Annotated in this window: 8 protein-coding genes; 6 read left to right on the forward strand and 2 right to left on the reverse strand. The window is 70.1% G+C overall.

What is annotated here, in order from left to right; genetic code table 11:
- From JAO81_RS06885 to JAO81_RS06910, 6 genes are read left to right on the forward strand one after another with little or no spacing between them, the layout of a single operon-like run.
- Positions 1–1086, forward strand: a complete 1086-nt coding sequence (locus tag JAO81_RS06885) for an aliphatic sulfonate ABC transporter substrate-binding protein (protein ID WP_374194265.1) — start codon at positions 1–3, stop codon at positions 1084–1086.
- A 53-nt stretch (positions 1087–1139) separates the two neighbouring features.
- Positions 1140–1940, forward strand: coding sequence for an ABC transporter ATP-binding protein (locus tag JAO81_RS06890; RefSeq protein WP_199546870.1), 801 nt, complete (start codon positions 1140–1142; stop codon positions 1938–1940).
- On the forward strand, positions 1927–2844 hold the full coding sequence (locus JAO81_RS06895) for an ABC transporter permease (protein ID WP_199546871.1): 918 nt from the start codon (positions 1927–1929) through the stop codon (positions 2842–2844). Before JAO81_RS06890 ends, JAO81_RS06895 begins: the two co-directional genes overlap by 14 nt.
- A 5-nt stretch (positions 2845–2849) precedes the next feature.
- Positions 2850–3605, forward strand: coding sequence for a sirohydrochlorin chelatase (locus tag JAO81_RS06900; protein WP_199546872.1), 756 nt, complete (start codon positions 2850–2852; stop codon positions 3603–3605).
- 57 nt (positions 3606–3662) lie between these two features.
- A complete protein-coding gene (locus tag JAO81_RS06905; protein ID WP_199546873.1) occupies positions 3663–4196 on the forward strand; it encodes a GNAT family N-acetyltransferase in 534 nt (177 codons plus the stop codon).
- Positions 4193–5044 (forward strand): aldo/keto reductase, encoded by an 852-nt coding sequence (locus JAO81_RS06910; RefSeq protein WP_199546874.1) that lies wholly within the window; start codon positions 4193–4195, stop codon positions 5042–5044. The genes JAO81_RS06905 and JAO81_RS06910 overlap by 4 nt, the downstream gene beginning before the upstream one ends.
- 7 nt (positions 5045–5051) lie before the next feature.
- Here JAO81_RS06910 and JAO81_RS06915 read toward each other — a convergent pair whose 3' ends face one another.
- Together JAO81_RS06915 and JAO81_RS06920 are read right to left on the reverse strand one after the other, a co-directional pair.
- Positions 5052–5423 carry a DUF4440 domain-containing protein gene (locus tag JAO81_RS06915; RefSeq protein WP_199546875.1) on the reverse strand — a complete coding sequence of 124 codons (372 nt, stop codon included), beginning with the start codon at positions 5421–5423 and terminating at the stop codon, positions 5052–5054.
- Positions 5416–5964, reverse strand: coding sequence for a DUF1697 domain-containing protein (locus JAO81_RS06920; RefSeq protein WP_199546876.1), 549 nt, complete (start codon positions 5962–5964; stop codon positions 5416–5418). Before JAO81_RS06920 ends, JAO81_RS06915 begins: the two co-directional genes overlap by 8 nt.
- Between the last annotated feature and the right edge of the window lie 55 nt (positions 5965–6019).

Raw genomic sequence — 6019 nt, forward strand, 5'->3', positions numbered from 1 at the left:
ATCGCCGTCGCCGCGATCACGCTTCCGCTGCTCGCCCTGACCGCCTGCGGTTACGGGTCGAAGGGCGAGGACACGGGCGGCGACAAGGCCTCCCCCGTCGCGCAGGGGAAGGCGATCGACGGACTCTCCGAAGTCAAGATCGGCTACTTCGCCAACGTCACCCACGGCACCGCCCTGGTCGGCCTCGGCGAAGGCGGTCTGATCCAGAAGGAACTGGGCGGCACCAAGGTCAAGTCCCAGGTCTTCAACGCGGGCCCCGCCGAGATCGAGGCGCTCAATTCCGGTGCCATCGACATCGGCTGGATCGGCCCCTCGCCGGCCATCAACGGCTACACCAAGTCCCAGGGCAAGAGCCTGCGCATCGTCTCGGGCTCCGCGTCCGGCGGTGTCTCGCTCGTGGTGAACCCGAAGAAGATCAAGTCGCTCGACGACCTCGAGGGCAAGACGATCGCGACCCCGCAGCTGGGCAACACCCAGGACGTCGCGCTCCTCAACTACCTGGCCGAGAAGGGCTACAAGGTCGACGCGACCAGCGGCAAGGGCGACGTCAACATCGCCCGTACGGACAACAAGGTCACCCCGATCGCCTTCAAGAACGGCGATATCGACGGCGCCTGGGTGCCCGAGCCGACCGCGTCCAAGCTGGTCGCCGAAGGCGGCAAGGTGCTGCTCGACGAGCGGGAGCTGTGGGACGACGGCAAGTTCGTGATCACGAACATCATCGTCCGCCAGGAGTTCCTGGAGAAGCACCCGAAGGTCGTCGAGGCCGTGCTGCGCGGTTCGGTGAACACCAACGCGTGGATCAGCAAGAACCCGGACGAGGCCAAGAAGGCCATCAACGCGGTGCTCAAGGAGGAGACCGGCAAGCCGTTGCCGGCCGACATCCTCGACCCGGCGTTCAAGAACGTCGAGTTCCTCGACGATCCGCTGGCCTCGACCCTGCGTGACGAGGCCCAGCACGCGGTGAAGGCCGGGCTGCTCAAGGACCCGCTGCTCGACGGCATCTACGACCTGCGGCCGCTCAACAAGGTCCTGAGCGCCGCGGGCAGGCCCTCGGTCGACGACGCCGGTCTCGGCGCCAAGTAAGCCCAGTCCCTGTAGCCCAAGTCCCTTTCACGAGACCCCAGGAGGTGACGGTCATGGCAGCCACGCTCACCGAGGCCGCGGTGGACAAGTCGACCACGGCGTCCGAGCCCTACGCGGCACGGCTCTCGCACGTCTCCAAGTCCTTCGGCCGGCCGGGCGCCCAGCAGTTGGTGCTCGACGACATCACCCTCGATGTCGCGCCGGGCGAGTTCGTCACGCTCCTGGGGGCCTCGGGCTGCGGTAAGTCCACGCTGCTCAACCTGGTCGCGGGCCTCGACAAGCCGAGCGCCGGCGAGATCGAGGTGCCGGGCGGGCGGCCCGCGCTGATGTTCCAGGAGCACGCCCTCTTCCCGTGGCTCACCGCGGGCAAGAACATCGAACTCGCCCTGAAGATGCGCGGCCTGGCCAAGACCGAGCGGCGCGACGAGGCCGAGCGGCTGCTCGAGATCGTCCGCCTCAAGGGCGCGTACGGCAAGCGCGTGCACGAGCTGTCCGGCGGTATGCGCCAGCGGGTCGCGCTGGCGCGGGCCATCGCGCAGGACAGCCAACTGCTCCTGATGGACGAGCCGTTCGCCGCGCTCGACGCCATCACCCGTGACGTCCTGCACGACGAACTGACCCGCATCTGGCGCGAGACCCGGCTCTCCGTCCTGTTCGTCACGCACAACGTGCGCGAGGCGGTGCGGCTCGCCGAGCGGGTCGTGCTGCTCTCCTCGCGCCCCGGGCGCATCGCCCGTGAGTGGGAGGTCGGGATCCCGCAGCCGCGCCGGATCGAGGACAGCGCGGTCGCCGACCTCTCCATCGAGATCACCGAACAACTGCGGGGGGAGATCCGCCGACATGGCCAGCACTGAGACCACGTCCTCGTCCGATACGAGGGGCACCGACGGCACGAAGGACGCGGGCGACCTCGCCGGCCTGGAAGCCGGCCTCGACGCCCTGGAGACACAGACCGCCCAGCGCACCGCGTGGGGGCGCAAGTTCCTCTCCAAGGCGCTGCCTCCGCTGGTGGCCATCGGGCTCGTCCTCGCCCTGTGGCAGCTCGCGTACCACTTCAAGGTCAAGGAGCACTATCTGCTCCCGAGCCCTGCCGACGTGGGCCGCACGCTGCAGGAGAAGTGGCTGGAAGGCACGCTGCTCGACTACGTGTGGACCTCGCTGTCGCGTGGTGCGCTCGGCTTCCTGATCTCGGTCGCGATCGGTACGCCGCTGGGTCTGATCGTGGCCCGCGTCAAGGTCGTCCGGGCTGCGATCGGGCCGATCCTGTCCGGTCTGCAGTCGCTGCCGTCGGTGGCGTGGGTGCCGGCCGCGATCATCTGGTTCGGCCTGAGCGACGCCACCATCTACGCGGTGGTGCTGCTTGGCGCGGTCCCGTCGATCGCCAACGGTCTGGTGGCCGGCGTCGACCAGGTGCCGCCGCTGTATCTGCGCGCGGGCCGGGTGATCGGCGCGACGGGGCTCAACGGCGTACGCCACGTCCTGCTGCCCGCCGCGCTGCCCGGCTACATCGCGGGCCTCAAGCAGGGCTGGGCCTTCTCCTGGCGCTCCCTGATGGCGGCCGAACTGATCGTGAACGCCGCCGACCTGGGCGTCGGTCTCGGCCAGCTCCTCGAACAGGGCCGTGAACTGCAGGACATGTCCTGGGTGCTCAGCGCGATCCTGCTGATCCTGATCGTGGGCATCGGCATCGAGCTGCTGCTCTTCGCCCCCATCGAGCGCCGCGTCCTGCGCAGCCGCGGCCTGCTGACCAAGAGCTGATCCCCATGCGCCCGACTCTGCTCGTCATCGCCCACGGCAGCCGCGACCCGCGCCATGCCCGGACCGTGCGCGCCCTGGTCCGCCGGGTGCGGGCGCAGCGTCCCGGGCTGCGCGTGGAGACGGGGTTCCTGGACTTCAACGCCCCCGCTGTTCCCGAGGTGTTGGAGCGGCTCGCCGCCGAGGGCGTACGGGAGGTCGTGGCGCTTCCGCTGCTGCTCACGCACGCGTTCCACGCGAAGGCGGACATACCGGCCGTCCTGCACGAGGCGGCCGTCCGGCTGCCGGGGCTCAGGGTGCGGCAGGCGCCGGTGCTCGGCCCGTCGCCGCTGTTGATCACCGCTCTTGAGCGGCGGCTGTACGAAGCCGGGGTGCGCCCCGGTGAACGCGGCTCGACCGGGGTCGTCCTGGCCTCGGCGGGCTCTTCGGACCCGGAGGCGATCGCAGTGATCGCAGAAATCGCGCGGGAGTGGCGGCGCACCGGTTGGTGTGCCGTGCGGCCTGCGTTCGCCTCCGCATCTCTGCCCCGTACACAGGACGCCGTACGGGAACTGCGGGCCGAGGGCGTACGGAAGATCGCGGTCGCTCCGTACGTCCTCGCGCCGGGCTTTCTGCCGGACCGGATCGCGCGGGGTGCGCGGGAAGCGGGCGCGGACGTCCTGGCCGATGTGCTCGGCCCGGCGCCCGAGGTGGCGCGGCTGCTGCTCGCCCGGTACGACGAGTGCCGCATCGCCCTGCCCCTGCGGCCGGCGCTCACCGCGTGACGGCCCGTGTCCGGAACCTGGTTGCCGGGACGCGACGGTTTGCCTAGCGTCGGCCAGGTGACTCCTGAACTGCGTACCGAACGCCTGGTCCTGACCCCGTATGTCCCGGCGGACGAGGGGGATTTCGTGCGCCTCTTCCAGGACACGGCGTCCGGACAGTGGTTCTGGGACGGCCCCGAGCGGCGCCCGGCCGACGAGGACCGCGCCCTGTTCGGCCGGATCTTCAGCATGATCTACGCCGAGGACCGCTTCCCCGTGTGGGCGGTGCGCCACGAGGGCCGCTATATCGGCCACGCCGAGATCAAGCCCTCCCCCGAGTCCTGGCTGAACGGCCACGAGATCGTCTACGGCCTCACGGCGAACAGCTGGGGCCACGGCTTCGGCACCGAGCTGGCCGCCGCGCTCACCGCGTACGGCCATGACGCTCTCCACCTCACCGAAGTGCACGCGACCGTGAACGCGGAGAACGCGCGCTCGCTCAAGGTCCTGAAGAAGATCGGCTTCGTGCACACCAAGGATGTCCGCGAGGACGACGGCAGCACGACCCAGCTGCTCACGCACCGGACGGGGTCCGATAGCGTCCCGACATGATCGATCATTTTCCGCTCGGCGGTGACCTGGACGTACGGCGGCTCGGCTACGGCACGGCCCAGCTGACCGGCCCCGGCTACTGGGGCTCACGCGGACCGGCCGCGGATGCGGTGGCGGTGCTGCGGCGGGCGGTCGAGCGGGGCGTGACGCTGATCGACACGGCGGACAACTACGGTCCGTCGGTCGCCGAGGAGCTGGTCGCCGAGGCCCTCCACCCGTATCCGGCGCACCTGGTGATCGCCACCAAGGGCGGTGTGGTGCGGACCAGTTCGAGCGCGTGGCACATCGACGGCCGTCCCTCGAGTCTGCGCGCGATGTGCGAGGCGAGTCTGCGGCGGCTGCGGGTCGACCGTATCGATCTCTATCAGCTGCACCGGCTCGACCCGGAGGTTCCGCTCGCCGACCAGCTCGGCACGCTGGCGGAGCTGCGAGCCGAGGGCAAGGTGCGGCAGGTCGGCCTGGACACGATCACGGCCGACGATCTGACGCGGGCGCTCGACCTGGACATCGTCCCGATCGCCTCGGTCCAGAACCTCTACAACCTCCTCGACCGCAGGTCCGACCCGCTCCTGAAGCTGTGCGAGCGGCACGGCATCGCGTTCCTGCCGTGGTTTCCGCTGGGCAACGGGGCGTTGACCGAGGATCCGGTGTGCGCCTCGGTGGCGCGCGCCCATGACGCGACGCCCGGTCAGATCGCGCTGGCCTGGCTGCTGCACCACTCCCCCGTGCTGTGTCCGACTCCGGGCACGGGCTCGCTCGCGCACCTGGAGGAGAACCTGGACGCGGGAGCCGTGCGGCTGAGCGCCGAGGAGCTGGCGCGGCTGGACGGGCTCACGCCTCAGGGGTGAGCCCGTCTCACGCCTGAGGCGTGAACGGCGTGGCCTGGTGGAACCAGAGCCGCCAGCCCTGCGGCGTGAGTCGCCACAGCGAACTGCGGTGGGCGCAGCGGCCGCCGTTGTCCGTGTCGAAGGTGAGCTGGACCAGATCGTCGGCGAGCTGAACGCCGCGCATCCGGGACGCGACGATCGGTGAGCCCTCGTCGAGGCCGCTCTCCTCCAGGGCCGCGATCATCGACGCACGGTCCCAGAAGCGACCCGAGGCCCCGAACTCGGTGAACTCCTCGTGCAGCAGCTCGCCGACCGCCTTCGCGTCCCGGCGTACCTCCGGGTCGAGCAGCCGCAGCTCGCCTTCGATGGCCGCGGTGACGGCGGATGACCGCTCAGCCATGGGTCAGCTCCACAAGCTTCGTGACGGTGTTCCAGTTGCGTGTGGTCGCGATCATGCCCTTGGTCAGCTTCGGGCGCGACAGGGTTTCGCCCAGCTTGGAGCGGCCGAGGCCGTCGGGTGCGTAGAGATAGACGCAGCGGTCGCCGAGCCGGAACTCCTCGGGCAGGAAGGGCGCCTGATCGAGTCCGGCGTACCGCTCGGGGTCCGGCTGCCGCGACAGATAAGTGACGTGGAGTTGCTTGGGCTCCAGGTCCGCCGCCGGGAAGGGGCAGGCATCGGCGACGTTCCGTAGATATGTGTGATCACGGACGAGGCAGTCCACGGGGAAGCCGAAGTGCTGCTCGATCGCCGCCGAGATCTTCGCGGCCAGGGCCTGCTCATCGCCCTTCACGGCGGTGAAGAACGCGTTGCCGCTCTGCAGATGGGTGCGGACCTCGCCGTATCCGAGGCCGGTGAGCAGGGTGCGTAGTTCGGCCATCGGGACCTTGGCGCGGCCGCCGACGTTGATGCCGCGCAGGAGGGCCGCGTAAGTCTTCGTCATGGTCGAGAACGATAGGCGAAGGCGGGCCGCCGCGGGGCGGCCCGCCCGCGCCCGG

The sequence above is a fragment of the Streptomyces sp. N35 genome, from assembly GCF_016464295.1.
GTDB lineage: Bacteria > Actinomycetota > Actinomycetes > Streptomycetales > Streptomycetaceae > Streptomyces.

Coding starts and splice junctions, on each gene's coding strand:
- JAO81_RS06890 (WP_199546870.1), top strand. CDS start 1,140: ATGGCAGCCACGCTCACCGAGGCCGCGGTGGACAAGTCGACCACGGCG.
- JAO81_RS06900 (WP_199546872.1), top strand. CDS start 2,850: ATGCGCCCGACTCTGCTCGTCATCGCCCACGGCAGCCGCGACCCGCGC.
- JAO81_RS06915 (WP_199546875.1), bottom strand. CDS start 5,423: ATGGCTGAGCGGTCATCCGCCGTCACCGCGGCCATCGAAGGCGAGCTG.
- JAO81_RS06910 (WP_199546874.1), top strand. CDS start 4,193: ATGATCGATCATTTTCCGCTCGGCGGTGACCTGGACGTACGGCGGCTC.
- JAO81_RS06895 (WP_199546871.1), top strand. CDS start 1,927: ATGGCCAGCACTGAGACCACGTCCTCGTCCGATACGAGGGGCACCGAC.
- JAO81_RS06920 (WP_199546876.1), bottom strand. CDS start 5,964: ATGACGAAGACTTACGCGGCCCTCCTGCGCGGCATCAACGTCGGCGGC.